At 57.8% G+C, this 17,150-nt stretch carries 13 protein-coding genes; all 13 read right to left on the bottom strand.

What is annotated here, in order from left to right:
• Positions 1–8 precede the first annotated feature (8 nt).
• The gene (gene eno, locus NTD81_RS01655; protein WP_262178761.1) at positions 9–1,298 is read right to left on the bottom strand and encodes a phosphopyruvate hydratase; all 1,290 of its coding nucleotides are present in this window, start codon (positions 1,296–1,298) and stop codon (positions 9–11) included.
• A gap of 139 nt (positions 1,299–1,437) precedes the next feature.
• Positions 1,438–2,283 carry a 3-deoxy-8-phosphooctulonate synthase gene (gene kdsA, locus NTD81_RS01650; protein ID WP_262178760.1) on the bottom strand — a complete coding sequence of 282 codons (846 nt, stop codon included), beginning with the start codon at positions 2,281–2,283 and terminating at the stop codon, positions 1,438–1,440.
• Positions 2,284–2,286: 3 nt separating this feature from the next.
• A complete protein-coding gene (locus NTD81_RS01645) occupies positions 2,287–3,918 on the bottom strand; it encodes a CTP synthase (RefSeq protein WP_262178759.1) in 1,632 nt (543 codons plus the stop codon).
• Positions 3,919–4,081: 163 nt separating this feature from the next.
• Positions 4,082–5,392: a tRNA lysidine(34) synthetase TilS gene (gene tilS, locus NTD81_RS01640; RefSeq protein WP_262178758.1), complete on the bottom strand. Its 1,311-nt coding sequence runs from the start codon at positions 5,390–5,392 to the stop codon at positions 4,082–4,084.
• Entirely contained in the window at positions 5,393–6,343 is a 951-nt protein-coding gene (locus NTD81_RS01635) for an acetyl-CoA carboxylase carboxyltransferase subunit alpha (protein WP_262178757.1), read from the bottom strand.
• 161 nt (positions 6,344–6,504) lie between these two features.
• On the bottom strand, positions 6,505–10,023 hold the full coding sequence (gene dnaE / locus NTD81_RS01630; RefSeq protein WP_262178756.1) for a DNA polymerase III subunit alpha: 3,519 nt from the start codon (positions 10,021–10,023) through the stop codon (positions 6,505–6,507).
• Between the two features lie 105 nt (positions 10,024–10,128).
• Complete coding sequence (gene rnhB / locus NTD81_RS01625; protein ID WP_262178755.1) at positions 10,129–10,725, bottom strand: ribonuclease HII; 597 nt, start codon at positions 10,723–10,725, stop codon at positions 10,129–10,131.
• Positions 10,725–11,858: a lipid-A-disaccharide synthase gene (gene lpxB, locus NTD81_RS01620; RefSeq protein WP_262178754.1), complete on the bottom strand. Its 1,134-nt coding sequence runs from the start codon at positions 11,856–11,858 to the stop codon at positions 10,725–10,727. Before lpxB ends, rnhB begins: the two co-directional genes overlap by 1 nt.
• Before the next feature lie 2 nt (positions 11,859–11,860).
• Positions 11,861–12,637, bottom strand: a complete 777-nt coding sequence (gene lpxA / locus NTD81_RS01615; protein WP_262178753.1) for an acyl-ACP--UDP-N-acetylglucosamine O-acyltransferase — start codon at positions 12,635–12,637, stop codon at positions 11,861–11,863.
• A complete protein-coding gene (gene fabZ / locus NTD81_RS01610) occupies positions 12,634–13,074 on the bottom strand; it encodes a 3-hydroxyacyl-ACP dehydratase FabZ (RefSeq protein ID WP_262178752.1) in 441 nt (146 codons plus the stop codon). The genes lpxA and fabZ overlap by 4 nt, the downstream gene beginning before the upstream one ends.
• 48 nt (positions 13,075–13,122) lie before the next feature.
• The gene (gene lpxD, locus NTD81_RS01605) at positions 13,123–14,181 is read right to left on the bottom strand and encodes a UDP-3-O-(3-hydroxymyristoyl)glucosamine N-acyltransferase (RefSeq protein ID WP_262178751.1); all 1,059 of its coding nucleotides are present in this window, start codon (positions 14,179–14,181) and stop codon (positions 13,123–13,125) included.
• Between the two features lie 2 nt (positions 14,182–14,183).
• Positions 14,184–14,687, bottom strand: a complete 504-nt coding sequence (locus tag NTD81_RS01600; RefSeq protein WP_262178750.1) for an OmpH family outer membrane protein — start codon at positions 14,685–14,687, stop codon at positions 14,184–14,186.
• Between the two features lie 43 nt (positions 14,688–14,730).
• On the bottom strand, positions 14,731–17,094 hold the full coding sequence (gene bamA / locus NTD81_RS01595; RefSeq protein ID WP_262178749.1) for an outer membrane protein assembly factor BamA: 2,364 nt from the start codon (positions 17,092–17,094) through the stop codon (positions 14,731–14,733).
• Positions 17,095–17,150: the final 56 nt, after the last annotated feature.

Genomic DNA, 17,150 nt, shown 5'->3' with positions numbered 1-17,150 from the left:
CTCAGCGCTTAGCCGCGGAACTCAGAACGGCCTTTGTACGGCGCTTTGCCAGCCAATTGCTCTTCGATACGCAGCAGTTGGTTGTACTTGGATACGCGGTCGGAACGGCACAGCGAACCGGTTTTGATCTGGCCAGCGGCAGTGCCGACAGCCAGGTCAGCGATGGTGCTGTCTTCGGTTTCGCCCGAGCGGTGCGAGATCACCGCCGTGTAACCAGCAGCCTTGGCCATCTGGATGGCTTCCAGGGTTTCGGTCAGGGTGCCTATCTGGTTGAACTTGATCAGGATCGAGTTGGCGATCGACTCGTCGATGCCGCGCTTCAAGATCTTGGTGTTGGTCACAAACAGGTCGTCACCCACCAGCTGGACTTTCTCACCGATCTTGTCGGTCAGTACTTTCCAGCCTGCCCAGTCGGACTCATCCATACCGTCTTCGATGGAGATGATCGGGTAACGCTGGCTCAGACCAGCCAGGTAGTCAGCAAAACCTTCAGCGCTGAAGACTTTGCCTTCACCGGCCAGGTCGTATTGGCCATCTTTAAAGAACTCGCTGGAAGCGCAGTCCAGCGCCAGGGTCACGTCAGTGCCCAGCTTGTAACCGGCATTCGCCACGGCTTCAGCGATAGCCGCGAGAGCGTCTTCGTTGGAGGCCAGGTTCGGTGCGAAACCACCTTCGTCACCCACCGAGGTGCTCAGGCCGCGAGCTTTGAGCACGGCTTTAAGGTGATGGAAAATCTCAGTGCCCATACGCAGCGCATCGGAGAAAGTCTTGGCGCCTACTGGCTGCACCATGAACTCCTGGATGTCGACGTTGTTATCGGCGTGCTCACCGCCGTTGATGATGTTCATCATCGGGACTGGCATCGAGTAGACGCCTGGAGTGCCGTTGAGGTCAGCGATGTGCGCGTACAGTGGCACGCCTTTGGCCTGGGCAGCGGCTTTGGCAGCAGCCAAGGACACGGCGAGAATGGCGTTGGCACCCAGAGTGGCTTTGTTCTCCGTGCCGTCGAGAGCGATCATCGCTTGGTCGAGGGCTTTTTGATCCAGTGCATCTTTACCCAGCAGCAGGTCGCGGATCGGGCCATTGATGTTAGCGACGGCTTTGAGCACACCTTTACCCAGGTAACGGCTCTTGTCGCCATCACGCAGTTCCAGTGCTTCGCGCGAACCAGTGGAGGCACCGGACGGCGCGCAGGCGCTACCGATGATACCGCCGTCAAGAATGACATCGGCTTCCACGGTCGGGTTACCACGGGAGTCGAGAACCTCACGGCCTTTGATATCGACGATCTTTGCCATTGCGTGTAGCACTCCAAAAAATTAACTAAGGGCTAGTACTTAACCGCAGCGGTTTAGCCCACCGCTTTACGGCGGGCGAACTCTACGGAGCAAAATTCAGGCTGTATACCACTTAACGTGTTGCGTGGAGCCGGCCTGATTAGGCCGTCTCAATCGGGGCAAAACTTTTTACCAAATCATCCAGCTGCTTGAGCTGGGTGAGGAAAGCTTCCAGCTTGTTCAAGCGCAGGGCGCAAGGGCCGTCGCACTTGGCGTTTTCTGGATCTGGATGCGCTTCCAAGAACAGACCGGCTAAGCCTTGGCTCATGCCGGCTTTGGCCAGATCAGTCACCTGGGCACGCCGACCGCCAGCGGAATCCGCACGACCACCGGGCATTTGCAGGGCATGGGTAACGTCGAAGAACACCGGGTAGTTGGTCTGCTTCATGATGCCGAAGCCGAGCATGTCGACCACCAGGTTGTTGTAGCCGAAGCTCGAACCACGCTCACACAGAATCAACTGATCGTTACCTGCCTCTTCGCACTTGCTGAGGATGTGCTTCATCTCCTGCGGGGCGAGGAACTGGGCTTTCTTGATGTTGATCACCGCGCCGGTTTTGGCCATGGCCACCACCAGGTCGGTCTGCCGCGACAAGAATGCCGGCAACTGAATGATGTCGCACACATCGGCCACTGGCTGCGCCTGGTAAGGCTCATGGACGTCAGTGATAACCGGTACGCCGAAAGTCTTTTTGATTTCCTCAAAGACCTTCATGCCCTCCTCCAGGCCTGGGCCACGGAAGGAGTTGATCGAAGACCGGTTGGCCTTATCGAAACTGGCTTTGAATACGTAAGGGATACCGAGCTTTTCGGTAACCCGCACGTACTCTTCACAGGCCTGCATGGCCAGGTCCCGCGATTCGATCACATTGATCCCGCCAAACAGCACAAACGGCTTGTCGTTGGCGATCTCAATGTTGCCGACCTTAATGATCTTCTGAGTCATGCCTTAGGCCTTCCTGGCTTGCTGAGCGAGTGCTGCATTGACGAAACCACTGAACAGCGGGTGACCGTCGCGCGGCGTCGAGGTGAACTCAGGGTGGAACTGGCAGGCGACGAACCATGGATGCTCAGGCGCTTCGACCACTTCAACCAGAGCGCCATCAGCGGAGCGGCCAGTGACCTTGAGGCCACCTGCGGTCAATTGCGGCAGCAGGTTGTTGTTCACTTCGTAACGGTGACGGTGACGCTCAACGATCACGTCTTTGCCGTAGCACGCGTGCACTTGCGAGCCGCTTTGCAGCTGGCAATCTTGCGCGCCGAGACGCATGGTGCCGCCCAGATCGGAAGCATCGCTACGCTGCTCGGTGGCGCCGGTCGCGTCTTGCCACTCGGTGATCAGACCGACCACTGGGTGTTTGCTGCTGGTATCGAACTCGGTGGAGTTAGCGTCAGTCCAGCCCAGTACATTGCGGGCGTATTCAATCACCGCGACTTGCATGCCGAGGCAGATGCCCAGGTACGGGATCTTGTTCTCGCGAGCGTATTGCACGGTTTTGATCTTGCCTTCCACGCCACGCAGACCGAAGCCGCCCGGCACCAGAATGGCGTCGACGTCAGCCAGCATGTCGGTGCCTTTGGTTTCGATGTCTTCGGAATCGATATAGCGCAGGTTGACCTTGGTGCGGTTCTGGATACCGGCGTGGCTCATGGCCTCAATCAGCGATTTGTAAGCATCCAGCAGCTCCATGTACTTACCGACCATGGCGATGGTGACTTCTTTCTCCGGATTGAGCTTGGCGTCCACCACCCGGTCCCACTCGGACAGATCAGCGCCATTGCACTTCAGACCGAAACGCTCAACCACATAGTCATCCAGACCCTGAGCATGCAGCACACCCGGGATCTTGTAGATGGTGTCGACGTCTTCCAAGGAGATCACCGCACGTTCTTCCACGTTGGTGAACAGGGCAATCTTACGGCGCGAGGACACATCCACCGGATGGTCGGAGCGGCAGATCAGCACATCAGGCTGCAAGCCAATGGAACGCAGCTCTTTAACCGAATGCTGAGTCGGCTTGGTTTTGGTTTCACCGGCGGTGGCGATATACGGCACCAGAGTCAGGTGCATCAGCATGGCGCGCTTGGCACCGACTTCGACACGCAGTTGGCGGATGGCTTCGAGGAACGGTTGCGACTCGATGTCACCGACGGTGCCACCGATTTCAACCATGGCCACGTCAGCGTCACCGGCACCTTTGATGATGCGGCGCTTGATCTCGTCAGTGATGTGCGGAATGACCTGGATGGTCGCCCCCAGATAATCACCACGGCGTTCGCGGCGCAGTACGTCTTCGTACACACGGCCAGTGGTGAAGTTGTTGTTCTGGGTCATGGTGGTGCGGATAAACCGCTCATAGTGGCCCAGGTCGAGGTCAGTCTCAGCGCCGTCGTGGGTGACGAACACCTCACCGTGCTGGAACGGGCTCATGGTGCCCGGATCGACGTTGATATAGGGATCCAGCTTGAGCATGGTGACCTTCAGGCCCCGCGCCTCCAGGATAGCCGCCAATGATGCCGAGGCGATGCCTTTCCCCAATGAAGAAACAACACCGCCTGTGACGAAGATATAGCGCGTCATGAAAAACCCTAGAAGTCTGCGTTTAGGCGACACGTGTCGCCGGAGATAGCGAAGGAAAACTCAAGCAGCGAATGGCTGCCGCAATAAGCTAGCCTTGCCGATTCCCTGGGGAGTCGACAAAAGCTCTAGTAAGACGGGAGCGTAGTCTACCCGAATTGGCTTTTCAGCTCAAACCTTGATCATCGCTCGGTGGCTGCCACTGCAATTGCCAGCCCGCGTCACTGCTGGCCTGCATTTGCGCCAAATTGGCCACGCCTTGCAGCTGTCCATCACACAACAACAGCGGCAAACGGTCACGCACAAACACCGGCAATTGACACTCGTTGAGCAGCCGCTTGAGGTCGCGCTGACCACGCCCGGGCAGCGTCATATGCTCGCCACCCTGACGGTAACGCACCTGCCAAAAACCAGCTGGTAGCTGCCCGACAACCTGCACCCGACCATTACTCGGCAGACCAACGGTCTGATTGGACTGCACCGTGATCGCCACAGGGCGCACTGGTTGCAGCCAATCACCGCTCAACCAATAGACATGAGCGTGACTGCGGCGCAGCTCACCGCCCGCCAAGCGCCAAATCGGCGCCGCATCGTCTGCGGCATTCAGCAGGCTATGCCAGCCGGCCCAGTGCTCGGTATCCGGCATCGCGGTAAACGGTCGCAACCAATAACGCAGCGCATTACGCTGGCGCGCTGCACTCAATTCCCGCAGCCCTGCCACCGCCAAGCCCGGCAACTTAAGCCAAGGCCATGGTTGCGCAGCAATGCCTTGCACATCTTGCGCGGCCAGTTCATCCAACAGTTGCCCGGCCTCGGCCATATGCTCAGCACTGCGCGCCAAGCTGACAGCCGCCTGCGGCCAGCGCTGCTGCAGAAGTGGCAGCACCTGCTGGCGCAGAAAGTTACGTGAGTAGTGCGGCTGCGCATTGGACGGATCTTCCACCCAGTGAAAGCCGTGCTCCTGGGCATAGGCCAGCAGCTCACTGCGGGCGCAGTTGAGCAATGGCCGCACCAGCTGCCCCGCGCCTAGCGGACGAGCACTGGGCATGGCCCTCAAGCCCTGTACACCGGCACCGCGCAGCAAGCGAAACATCAAAGTTTCCGCCTGATCATCGCGGTGCTGAGCAGTCAGCAACACTTGGCCAGCCGCCAGTTGCGCGGCGATGGCCTGATAACGCGCATTGCGGGCGGCCTGCTCCAAGCTGGCCGCGACTGCGACCTGCACATACTCGACCCGCAACGGCACCCCGAGCTGCGTGCACAGGGCACGGCAATGCTCAGGCCAGGCATCAGCAGCCGCTTGTAAACCGTGGTGGATATGGATGGCGGAGAGTGGCGGTAAGGCTTCGCGTTGCGCGAGCTGGGCCAAGAGGTGCAACAGCACCGTGGAATCCAAGCCGCCAGACAGGGCGACCTGCCAGGCCGGCGCTGCACGCCAGGGTGCCAGTGCTTGCAGCAGCCTGGCGTGCAGAGTCATTTAGGCGATGCCATAACTCATCAGGCGCTCGTAACGACGCTCCAGCAACGCGTCAATGCTGTAGCCCTTGAGGTTTTGCAGCTGGCTGACCAGCGCCTGGCGCACCGCTTCAGCGGTGGCCGCCGGATCACTGTGGGCGCCGCCCAGAGGCTCGTTGATGATCTGATCAACAATGCCCAGGCCTTTCAAGCGCTCAGCGGTGATGCCCATGGCTTCAGCGGCATCCGGCGCTTTTTCTGCGGTTTTCCACAGAATCGAGGCGCAACCTTCCGGCGAGATCACCGAATAGGTGGAGTACTGCAGCATGTTCAACTGATCGCACACGCCAATGGCCAGTGCGCCGCCAGAACCACCCTCACCGATCACGGTGGCGATGATTGGCGTCTTCAGGCGCGCCATCACTCGCAGGTTCCAGGCAATCGCTTCGCTCTGGTTACGCTCTTCGGCGTCGATACCCGGATAAGCACCGGGGGTGTCGATAAAGGTAATGATCGGCATTTTGAAGCGCTCGGCCATTTCCATCAGACGACAGGCTTTGCGGTAGCCTTCAGGACGCGGCATACCGAAGTTGCGGCGCACTTTCTCGCGCACTTCACGGCCTTTCTGATGACCGATCACCATCACCGGCTGATCATCCAGACGCGCCACACCACCAACCAGGGCGGCGTCATCGGAGAAATGACGGTCGCCGTGCAACTCATCAAACTCGGTGAAGATGTGTTGCAGGTAATCCAAGGTGTAAGGCCGGCGCGGGTGACGCGCCAACTGCGCGATCTGCCAGCTGCTCAGGTTGCCAAAGATACTAGCGGTCAGCGAACTGCTTTTATCTTGCAGGCGGGCGATTTCATCGTTGATGTTCAACGAGTTGTCGTTACCGACCAAGCGAAGCTCTTCGATCTTGGCTTGCAGGTCGGCGATCGGCTGTTCGAAATCGAGAAAATTCGGGTTCATAGTCATCCGTCTGGCGTCGACGGCCAAGTGGCCGGGGAGCGGTATTCGTTATCGCGCCCTACCTTATAGCAGTAGGCGCATTCAGGTCGACACCCGCTTGTGCTTGTTGCAGCAACTGCGGTTGTCAGGGACCGCTGGGCAAGGCCTTAGCCTCGCCGAAATTAGCGGTAGTGCAAAAAGACGTTGTCGCGACCGAACTGGTCACGCAATGCCTGAATCAGACTGTCTGCCGGCTCAATTCGCCAGCTGTCAGCAAACTGTAGCTGCGCCTTAGCGTCCTCACGGTTGTAATCCACGGTAATCGGACAAGCGCCACGATAGCGCCCGCACAACTCGGCCAACCAACGCAGACGATCGCCCTGCAGCGCACTGCTGGAGACTTTAAGTCGCAGGCTGTCAGCCAAGCCCGTGCGCGCCTCCTCCAGACTCATCACGCGCTTGGCCCGCAGGCGCAGGCCGCCGGAGAAATCATCGTTGCTCACCTCGCCCTCAACCACCACCAGCGCATCGGTTTGCAACAACGCTTGGGCACTGTTGAAGGCCTCAGCGAAGAGCGAGGCCTCGATGCGTCCGGAGCGGTCATCCAGGGTGATAAAGCCCATCTTGTCACCCTTCTTGTTCTTCATCACCCGCAGGTTAACCACAAGGCCGGCGACGGTCTGCGACTCGCGCGAAGGCTTGAGGTCGACAATGCGCTGGCGGGCGAAGCGGCGCACCTCACCTTCGTATTCATCAATCGGGTGACCCGTCAGGTACAGGCCGAGGGTGTCTTTCTCACCTTTGAGGCGCTCTTTGAGACTCAGCTCGCGGGCGCGCAGATGATTAACGTAAACATCGGCGTCGTCATCGGCAAACACCCCGCCAAACAGGTCCATATGGCCGCTGTCGTGGCTACGCGCGGTTTGTTCGGCGGCTTGCACCGCCTCTTCCATGGCCGCCAGCAGCACGCCGCGGTTGCGGTCGATATTGGCTTTATAGGCTTTGAGTTCTTCATGGAAGTGCGGCCCTAAGCGATCCAAGGCACCGCTACGAATCAGCGCTTCCAGCGTACGTTTGTTGATGCGCTTGAGGTCGACCCGCGAGCAGAAGTCGAACAGGTCTTTAAACGGACCGTCCTGGCGGGCCTCCACGATGGCCTCCACCGGGCCTTCACCGACGCCCTTAATCGCACCCAGACCGTAGACGATCCAGCCTTCGTCGTTGACCGTGAACTTGAACTCGGAAATGTTCACATCCGGCGCATCGAGGCGCAGCTTCATGCTGCGGCACTCTTCGATCAGGGTCACGACCTTGTCGGTGTTGTGCATATCCGCCGACAGCACCGCGGCCATAAACGGCGCCGGATGGTGGGCCTTAAGCCAGGCAGTCTGATACGACACCAAACCGTAAGCGGCGGAGTGAGATTTGTTAAAGCCGTAGCCGGCGAACTTCTCTACCAGGTCGAAAATGTTACCGGCCAGGTCCGCATCGATGCCGTTGTTGGCGCAACCTTCGATAAAGCCGCCGCGCTGCTTGGCCATCTCTTCGGGTTTTTTCTTACCCATGGCGCGGCGCAGCATGTCGGCGCCACCCAGGGTGTAACCGGCCATCACCTGCGCGATCTGCATCACCTGCTCTTGGTACAGGATGATGCCGTAGGTCGGCTTGAGCACCGGCTCAAGACCGGGGTATTGATAGTCCTGATGGGGATAGGAGATCGGCTCACGACCGTGCTTACGGTTGATAAAGTCGTCCACCATGCCCGATTGCAGCGGCCCCGGGCGGAACAGGGCCACCAGGGCGATCATGTCTTCCAGACAGTCGGGCTTGAGCTTCTTGATCAGCTCCTTCATGCCGCGCGATTCAAGCTGGAAGACCGCGGTGGTCTCCGCCTTCTGCAACATGGCGAAGGTCGGCTTATCGTCCAGCGGGATAAAGTCGATATTCAGATCCGGCAAGCCTTGCTTGGCCTGCTCGCGGTTGATGGTCTCCATCGCCCACTTGATGATGGTCAGGGTCCGCAGGCCGAGGAAGTCGAACTTCACCAGACCGGCTTGCTCGACGTCATCCTTATCGAACTGGGTCACCAGACCGTTGCCCTCTTCATCACAGGCAATCGGCGAGAAGTCGGTGAGTTTGGTCGGCGCGATCACCACGCCACCGGCGTGCTTACCGGTACCGCGGGTGATGCCTTCGAGCTTGAGCGACATTTCCCAGATTTCTCGGGCGTCCTCATCCACCTTGAGGAAGTCGCGCAGCGGCTCTTCCATCTCGTAGGCTTTTTCCAAGGTCATGCCGACCTCGAACGGAATCATCTTCGACAGGCGATCCGCCAAGCCGTAGGACTTGCCCTGGGCCCGCGCTACGTCGCGCACCACCGCCTTGGCCGCCATGGTGCCGAAGGTGATGATCTGGCTCACCGCGTTGCGCCCGTACTTCTGCGCCACGTAGTCGATCACCCGGTCGCGACCATCCATGCAGAAGTCGACGTCGAAGTCGGGCATGGAGACCCGTTCCGGGTTCAAGAAACGTTCGAACAGCAGGTCGTAGGCCAGCGGATCAAGGTCGGTGATCTTCTGCACATAGGCCACCAAGGAACCGGCACCTGAACCCCGGCCCGGGCCTACCGGCACGCCGTTGTTCTTCGCCCACTTGATGAAGTCCATAACGATCAGGAAGTAACCGGGGAAGCCCATCTGGATGATGATATCCAGCTCGAAGTTAAGCCGGTCGATATACACCTGCTTCTTCTCGGCGTAGTCCGGGGTGTCCTTAGGCAGTAGCACTTCCAAGCGCTCTTCCAAGCCCTCGAAAGACACGGCGCGGAAATACTCATCCATGGTCATGCCTTCCGGCACGGGGAAGTCCGGCAGGAAGTACTTACCCAGTTGCACTTCGATATTGCAACGCTTGGCGATTTCCACGGTGTTGGCCAAAGCATCCGGCAAGTCGTTAAACAGTTCGGCCATCTCCGCCGGACTTTTCAGGTACTGCTGATCGGAGTAAGTCCGTGGCCGGCGCGGATCATCAAGGCTGCGGCCCTCACCGATGCACACGCGGGTTTCGTGGGCGGCGAAATCATCTTGCTTGATAAAGCGCACGTCGTTGGTCGCCACCAACGGCGCGCCGAACTTATCGCCCAGGGCTACGGCGGCGTGCAGATATTCCTCATCATTGACCCGATTGGTGCGCTGCACCTCTAGGTAGAAACGCTCAGGAAACACCGCCAGCCACTCTTGCAACAAGGCTTCGGCCTTGCCCGGCTCACCACCTAGCAGTGCCAACCCGACCTCGCCTTCACGGGCCCCGGACAGCGCAATCAAACCATCAGCAGCAGCCTTGACCCAGTCGCGCTGGATGATCACCAGATCGTTGCTTTGCCCGTCGCTCCAGCCACGGGAGACTAATTCAGTGAGGTTGCGATAGCCCTTGGCGTTCATCGCCAACAGGGTCATGCGTGTGAGGGGACCGTCTTCATCGGCGCTGGCCAGCCAGATATCCGCCCCGCAGATAGGCTTGATCCCACCACCCATGGCCGCTTTATAGAACTTCACCAACGAGCACATGTTGCTCATATCGGTGACGGCCACCGCTGGCATACCGGCTGCGGCCACCGCCTTGATCAACGGCTTAACCCGTACCAGCCCGTCGACCAGGGAAAACTCGGTGTGCAAACGCAGATGGACGAAAGAAGCGGTCATAGCGGCCCTATGCAAAAGCAAAAATCAATTAGCCGGTGATTGTACAGCCAAGGCCGTCACAAGCCACCGCATCATTGCGCCATCAGGCGCAGATGCCGCGCCGCATCAGTCTTGCAACAACTCGCGCACCGGGCCGAAAGAACGCCGGTGAATCGGCGTCGGGCCTAAGCGGCGCAGGGCCTCCAGATGCACTGGAGTGGGATAGCCCTTGTGCCCGGCGATGCCGTAGCCAGGGTATTGCTGATCCAGCAGCTGCATTTCACGGTCACGGCTGACCTTAGCCAAAATCGACGCGGCGGCAATCGCCGGCACCTGGCTGTCGCCCTTGACCACCGCCGCACTGGGCACGGCCAACTTCGGACAGCGGTTACCGTCGATCAACGCCAGCTTAGGCGTGACGCTTAAGCCTTCGACCGCGCGCTGCATGGCCAACATAGTGGCCTGGAGGATATTCAGCTGATCGATTTCTTCGACTTCGGCGCGGGCGATACACCAGGCCAAGGCCTTCTCTTTGATCTCATCAAAGAGTTTCTCGCGCTTGGCTTCGGTGAGCTTCTTCGAGTCATTCAGCCCGAGGATTGGTCGCGCCGGGTCGAGGATCACCGCAGCGGTGACCACCGCGCCGCACAGTGGACCACGGCCCACTTCATCGACTCCGGCAACCATTTCTTCGACCTGGCTAAAGTCCATGCCTAACTGCATTAGTCCTGCCCTATCAACTTCAGCACGGCGTCGGCGGCCTGCACCGAGGCATCGCAGCGCAAGGTGCGGTGAATCACATCGAAACCTGCGGTCTGCACCGCGCCATCATCCAGCAGCGGCGACAGGGTTTCAGCTAAGGACTGGGGAGTGGCCGCGTCCTGAATCAGCTCTGGCACCAGCAAACGCTTCGCCAGCAAATTAGGCAGAGAGATATAGGCGCTACTGACCAGACGCTTAAGGATGCGATAGGTCAAGGGGGCGACTTTATAGGCCACCACCATCGGCCGCTTATACAGCAACGCCTCCAAGGTGGCCGTGCCGGAGGCGATCAGCACCGCATCGCAGGCGGCCAAGGCCTCATGGGAGCGCCCATCCAGCAAGGTCAGCGACAGGTCACGGCCCGCCAGCAGTTGCTCCACTTGCTCGCGACGCTCAGCACTGGCGCACGGTAAAACGAACTCAACGCCCGGACGCATGGCGCGCAGTTGCTGGGCGGCATCAAGAAACAAACTGCCTAAGCGCGCCACTTCACCGCCGCGACTGCCGGGCATCAATGCGACCACGGAGCCTTGCGCCGGCAAATCCAAAGCCACGCGCGCCGCCTGCTGGTCAGCCTCAAGGCCAATTGTGTCGGCCAACGGATGTCCGACAAAGCGCACCGGTACTTGGTGCTCTTGGTAAAACTTGGCTTCGAAGGGGAACAAGGTCAGCATCAGATCGCAGGATTCGCGGATCTTCAGCACCCGTTTCTGCCGCCACGCCCACACGGAGGGGCTGACGTAGTGCACGGTCTTAATCCCGGCCTGACGCAGCTTGAGTTCCACGCCCAAGGTGAAGTCCGGCGCATCGATGCCGACGAACACATCGGGGCGTTCCGCAATCAGGGTTTTGATCAGGCGTTTGCGCCGCGCCAACAACTCAGGCAGGCGGCCCAACACCTCGACCAAGCCCATCACCGACAAGCGCTCCATGGGGAAATAGGACGTGAGGCCTTCGGCGATCATCCGCGGGCCACCCACGCCGATAAACTCAACATGGGGATGACGGGCCTTGAGTGCCTGCATTAAGCCAGCGCCTAAAATATCCCCGGAGGCTTCGCCAGCCACCAAGGCCACGCGGATTGGCTTACCCATGTTTAACGGGTGATGCCGCGAGTGGAGGCCTGTACCGAATCCCGGAACACCGCCACCTCTGGGAACTCAACCGACAACTCGGCCAATGCCAGCATAGCTTGTTCGACAGTCAAACCTTGGCGGTAAACAATCTTGTAGGCCCGACGTAACGCGGTGATAGCTTCAGCGCTGAAGCCACGCCGACGCATGCCCTCAAAGTTCATGCTGCGCGCTTCGGCGGGGTTACCGAAAACGGTAACGTAGGCTGGCACGTCCTTACCAATCGCCGTACCCATGCCGGAAAAGCTATGGGCGCCGATATGGCAGTGCTGATGGACGAGGGTAAAGCCGGACAAAATCGCCCAGTCATCAACCCGCACATGGCCAGCCAAGGCGGTGTTGTTGACCAGAATGCAGTGGTTACCGATAACGCTGTCATGCCCGACGTGGGCGTAGGCCATGATCAGGTTGTGATCACCGATGGTGGTTTCGCTGCGGTCCTGCACGGTGCCACGGTGAATGGTGACGCCTTCACGGATAACGTTGTGATCACCGATCACCAGACGCGTCGCTTCGCCCTGATACTTAAGATCAGGAGTGTCATCACCCACAGTGCTGAACTGGAAGATGCGGTTGTGCTTACCGATTTTGGTCGGTCCTTTGAGCACAACGTGGGAAGCGATCACGCTACCCTCACCAATTTCCACATCGGCCCCGATAATCGACCAAGGACCAACGACCACGTCGTCAGCCAGTTTGGCACTGGGGTCAATAATGGCGCGAGGGTCAATCAAACTCATAACTTGCGTTCCGCACAAATGATCTCTGCCGAGCAGACTTCCTTGCCGTCAACGCGAGCGATGCATTCAAATTTCCAGATACTGCGCTTGTTGCTCAGGTACTTTGCCTCCAGCACCAGCTGATCACCAGGCACCACAGGCTGACGGAAGCGCAGTTTATCGGAGCCGACAAAGTAGTACAGGGTGCCGTCAGCAGGCTTCATGTCCATCATCTTGAAGCCCAGAATACCGGCGGCTTGAGCCATCGCTTCGATGATCAACACGCCAGGCATGATCGGGTGTTCAGGGAAGTGGCCGTTAAAGAATGGCTCATTAATGCTCACATTCTTATAGGCACGAATCCACTTGCCTTCGATGTCGAGCTCAGCCACACGGTCCACCAACAGGAACGGATAACGGTGCGGCAAATACTCGCGAATCTGGTTAATGTCCATCATGTGCAAAGAAGCCTGTAAGAGAAAAAAGACAAGCCGGAAATTACCGGCTCAGGCATCAGATGAAGTATTGGCGGCTGAGGTCACGGCGGCCAACTGTTTTTCCAACTGCTGCAGGCGCCGCGCCATGTCGTCCAACTGACGAATTCGCGCTGCGCTCTTACGCCATTCAGCCGCCGGCTGCATGGCGGTACCCGATGAATAGGAGCCGGGCTCTGTGATATTGCGGGTGACCATGGTCATCCCGGTGACAAACACGTTGTCGCACACTTCAATGTGACCCACCATGCCCACACCACCGGCAATCATGCAGTTACTGCCGATTTTGGTGCTGCCGGAAATCCCACAGCAACCGGCCATGGCAGTGTTATCGCCGATCTGCACGTTGTGCGCGATCATGATTTGATTGTCCAGCTTAACGCCATTTCCAATCAGGGTGTCAGACAACGCGCCACGATCGATGGTGGTATTCGCGCCAATCTCAACGTCATCACCGATAGTCACACCGCCAATTTGCGCGATCTTCTGCCAGTGGCCCTTCTCGTTGGCAAAGCCAAAACCTTCACCACCAAGCACCGCACCGGACTGAATGACCACACGCTTACCAATGCGCACATCGTGGTACAGCGTGACGCGCGGGGCTAACCAGCCACCTTCGCCGATCACCGAGCGCGCACCCACCACGGTCTGTGCGCCGATGCTGACGCCCGGACCAATATGCGCGCCGCTTTCGATCACCGCATAGGCACCGATACTGGCCGTCGCATCCACCTGAGCATCGGCGGCAACCACAGCGGTGGGATGCACACCAGCTTTAGCCACGGGCTTACGGTCAAACTGATGGGACAGTTCGGCATAGGCCAGATAAGGATTCGGCACAATCAGCGCATTACCGCTAAAGCCTTCAGCGTCAGCGGCCGTCAGCAGCACGGCGCCAGCCTGCGACTCGGGCAGGAACTTGCGGTAATGGGGATTGGCGAGGAAGGTCAGTTGATCGGCATTGGCTTCCTGCAAGGTCGCCAAGCCACTCACGGTTTTATCTGCAGGGCCACTGAGGGTGGCCCCCAAACGCTCGGCCAATTGGCCAAGAGTAAAAACTGTTGCCGTCATCGTTAGCGCAGCTTATTCATGCGCTCGATAACCTGACGGGTGATGTCGAACTGAGGTTTGACATCAATCACCGCACCGCGCTCCAGCACCAAGTCAAAGTTACCGCTCTTGATCACTTCTTCCACAGCCTTGTCCAGGTTTGGCTTGAGGGTCTTGAGCATTTCACGGTCAGCGACCGCTTTGGACTCATTCAACTCTTTGGACTGGAACTGGAAATCACGGGCCTTTTGCTTGAACTCAAGCTCCAGACGCTCGCGCTCAGCGGTTTGCATTTTCTCGCCGTCTTTAACCAGACGGTCCTGAATACGCTTGGCATCGCTTTCCAGGGTTTTCAATTTGTTCAGTTGTGGACCGAACTTCTTCTCCGCATCCACGGCATAACGCTTGGCTGCATCCGACTCCAGCAGAGCCATTTGATAGTTCAGTACGGCCACTTTCATTTCGGCGAAAGCCGGAGTTGCCAGTAAGGCAACGCTTAACAGAAACAGTTGAGTCAACTTACGCACGTCACAACTCCTGCAAAACCATTGGTATTCATTAATCTGACGCTTAGAACGTCTGACCGAGAGAGAACTGGAAAATCTGTGTATCGGCATCATCCGGTTTCACGATTGGCATGGCCAAGCTGAAGCTCAGAGGACCCAACGCAGTGATCCACGTTAGACCCACACCCACCGAACTGGCCAACTCGCCCGGATCGATATCGCCGCAGCTCTTCTGGGTGCTGCTGCAATTGGTGTCAAACACGTTACCCACATCCCAGAAAACTGCGGTACGTAGTGAACGTTGGTCTTTTACAAAGGGCATCGGGAACAACAGTTCGACACCACCTTGGATTAATACGTTACCACCGAATGGCAATGGATCTTGATCCGGGTCTCTGATAGTGCCAGGACGGCCTTTACCATCAACTACGCCCTGGCTTGGCGTACTACGCGGGCCCAAGCTGCTGTCTTTAAAGCCACGTACCGAGTTAAAGCCACCGGCGTAGTAGTTCTCATAGAACGGCAGACCGTCAGTAGAACCATAGCCGTCACCATAGCCCAGTTCTGTGTGCAGACGCAGGGTGTAGGTGTCGCTCAAAGGAGTGAACAACTGACCGCGGTAGTCGAGTTTATAGAACGAAAGATCACTACCAGGGATAGTTGATTCCAAGGTCAAGCTTTGTGAATGACCGCGGTTAGCCAATACACCCCGGTTAAGGGTCGACTCCGACCAGCCAATGGAAGCCTTGAAGTTAAGGAAGCTGTCGCCTTCACGGTCGATAAAGTCAAAGATCTCATCAACGGTATAACGACCGGTGCTGATGCTGTCGTTTTGCACGCTCAGGCCATAGGTCAGGCGCGAAGTGTCGCTGATCGGGTAACCGATGTTGACCCCAGCACCGTAGCTGTCCACCGAGTAGCTCGATACATCGGTATCCAGCTCGTCATAGTCGATTTCACGGAAGAAGGCGTTGTAGCCCAAGCTCACACCGTCCGGTGTCCAGTAGGGGTCAACGAAGCCGAAGTTGTAGTTACTTTGATATTCGCTGCGGGTCAGACCGAGGCTTACGCGGTTACCGCTACCCAGGAAGTTGTTCTGGGTGATCGAGCCACCGAGGATCAAACCGGCGTTCTGTGCGAAACCAACGCTGGCGGTGATCGAACCCGAGGCTTGCTCTTCTACGGTGTAGTTAACGTCAACTTGGTCGTCGGTACCCGGCACTTGCGGGGTTTCAACGTTCACTTCTTTGAAGTAACCCAGACGCTCCAGACGGGTCTTCGACTGGTCGATCAAATAGGTCGAAGCCCAGCCACCTTCCATCTGACGCATTTCGCGGCGCAGCACTTCGTCCTCAGACTTAGTGTTACCACGGAAGTTAATACGGTTTACGTAAGCACGCTTGCCTGGGTCGACCACGAAGGTAATCGACACAGTGCCGTCATCATGAGTCTCAGGTACGCCGTTGACGTTGGCGAAGGTGTAGCCCTCGTTACCCAGGCGGCGGGTGATCAACTCCGAAGTGGTGGTCATCACTTTACGCGAGAACACTTGGCCTTCTTTGACCAGCAACAGCGACTTGATTTCGTCTTCAGGGACTTTCAGTTCGCCGCTGAGCTTGACCTCACGCACGCTGAACTTTTCGCCTTCGTTGACGTTAACAGTGACGTACACATGTTTTTTGTCAGGCGTAATGGAAACCTGAGTCGAGCTAATATCCATGTTGATATAGCCGCGATCCAGGTAATAAGAACGCAGACGTTCTAAGTCACCAGAGAGTTTTTCCCGGGCATACTTGTCGTCGTTCTTAAAGAAGGACAGCCAGTTAGTTGTCTTCAGCTCGAAGTTTTGCAGCAAGTCTTCATCGGAGAAAACCGTGTTACCCACCACGTTAATGTGCTGGATAGCGGCAACCGAACCTTCATTGATGTTGATTTTCAGCGCCACGCGGTTGCGCGGCTGAGGAATAACTTCGGCTTCAATTTCCGCGGAATAACGACCTTGCGCGACGTATTGACGCTGCAGCTCGTTACGCACGCCTTCAAGGGTGGCGCGTTGGAAAATCTCGCCTTCGGCCAAACCTGACTGGTTTAAGCCTTTGAGCAAGTCTTCACTGCTGATCGCCTTGTTACCTTCAATTTCGATGCTAGAAATTGACGGGCGCTCAACCACATTGATCACCAGCACGTTGCCGTCGCGGCCCAGCTGAATATCTTGGAAGAAGCCAGTTTTGAACAGATCGCGGGTAGCCTCAACCAATGCCCGGTCGTCCGCCTCGGCGCCGACGTTCAGGGGCATGGCACCAAACACGCTCCCTGCCGAAACCCGTTGCAAGCCGGTTACCCGGATATCGGAGATTGTGAAGGACTCAGCGTGAACTTCGGTGATCATCAGTGCGGCAAGAACCGCAGGTAGCAGCAGACGTTTCATGAAGTCCTTTCTTATTCAAACTGACAATAAAAAATCTGCCGCCTGAAGCGACAGAT

This window comes from Pseudomonas sp. 5P_3.1_Bac2 (assembly GCF_025465995.1).
Taxonomy (GTDB): domain Bacteria; phylum Pseudomonadota; class Gammaproteobacteria; order Pseudomonadales; family Pseudomonadaceae; genus Aquipseudomonas.
Note: the sequence above shows the minus strand (reverse complement) of the source record. Positions and strands in the feature narration are given on the sequence as shown.

Excerpts from the sequence above, each read along its gene's own strand:
- eno (WP_262178761.1), bottom strand. The coding sequence starts at position 1,298 with ATGGCAAAGATCGTCGATATCAAAGGCCGTGAGGTTCTCGACTCCCGT.
- kdsA (WP_262178760.1), bottom strand. The coding sequence starts at position 2,283 with ATGACTCAGAAGATCATTAAGGTCGGCAACATTGAGATCGCCAACGAC.
- NTD81_RS01645 (WP_262178759.1), bottom strand. The coding sequence starts at position 3,918 with ATGACGCGCTATATCTTCGTCACAGGCGGTGTTGTTTCTTCATTGGGG.
- tilS (WP_262178758.1), bottom strand. The coding sequence starts at position 5,392 with ATGACTCTGCACGCCAGGCTGCTGCAAGCACTGGCACCCTGGCGTGCA.
- NTD81_RS01635 (WP_262178757.1), bottom strand. The coding sequence starts at position 6,343 with ATGAACCCGAATTTTCTCGATTTCGAACAGCCGATCGCCGACCTGCAA.
- dnaE (WP_262178756.1), bottom strand. The coding sequence starts at position 10,023 with ATGACCGCTTCTTTCGTCCATCTGCGTTTGCACACCGAGTTTTCCCTG.
- rnhB (WP_262178755.1), bottom strand. The coding sequence starts at position 10,725 with ATGCAGTTAGGCATGGACTTTAGCCAGGTCGAAGAAATGGTTGCCGGA.
- lpxB (WP_262178754.1), bottom strand. The coding sequence starts at position 11,858 with ATGGGTAAGCCAATCCGCGTGGCCTTGGTGGCTGGCGAAGCCTCCGGG.
- lpxA (WP_262178753.1), bottom strand. The coding sequence starts at position 12,637 with ATGAGTTTGATTGACCCTCGCGCCATTATTGACCCCAGTGCCAAACTG.
- fabZ (WP_262178752.1), bottom strand. The coding sequence starts at position 13,074 with ATGATGGACATTAACCAGATTCGCGAGTATTTGCCGCACCGTTATCCG.
- lpxD (WP_262178751.1), bottom strand. The coding sequence starts at position 14,181 with ATGACGGCAACAGTTTTTACTCTTGGCCAATTGGCCGAGCGTTTGGGG.
- bamA (WP_262178749.1), bottom strand. The coding sequence starts at position 17,094 with ATGAAACGTCTGCTGCTACCTGCGGTTCTTGCCGCACTGATGATCACC.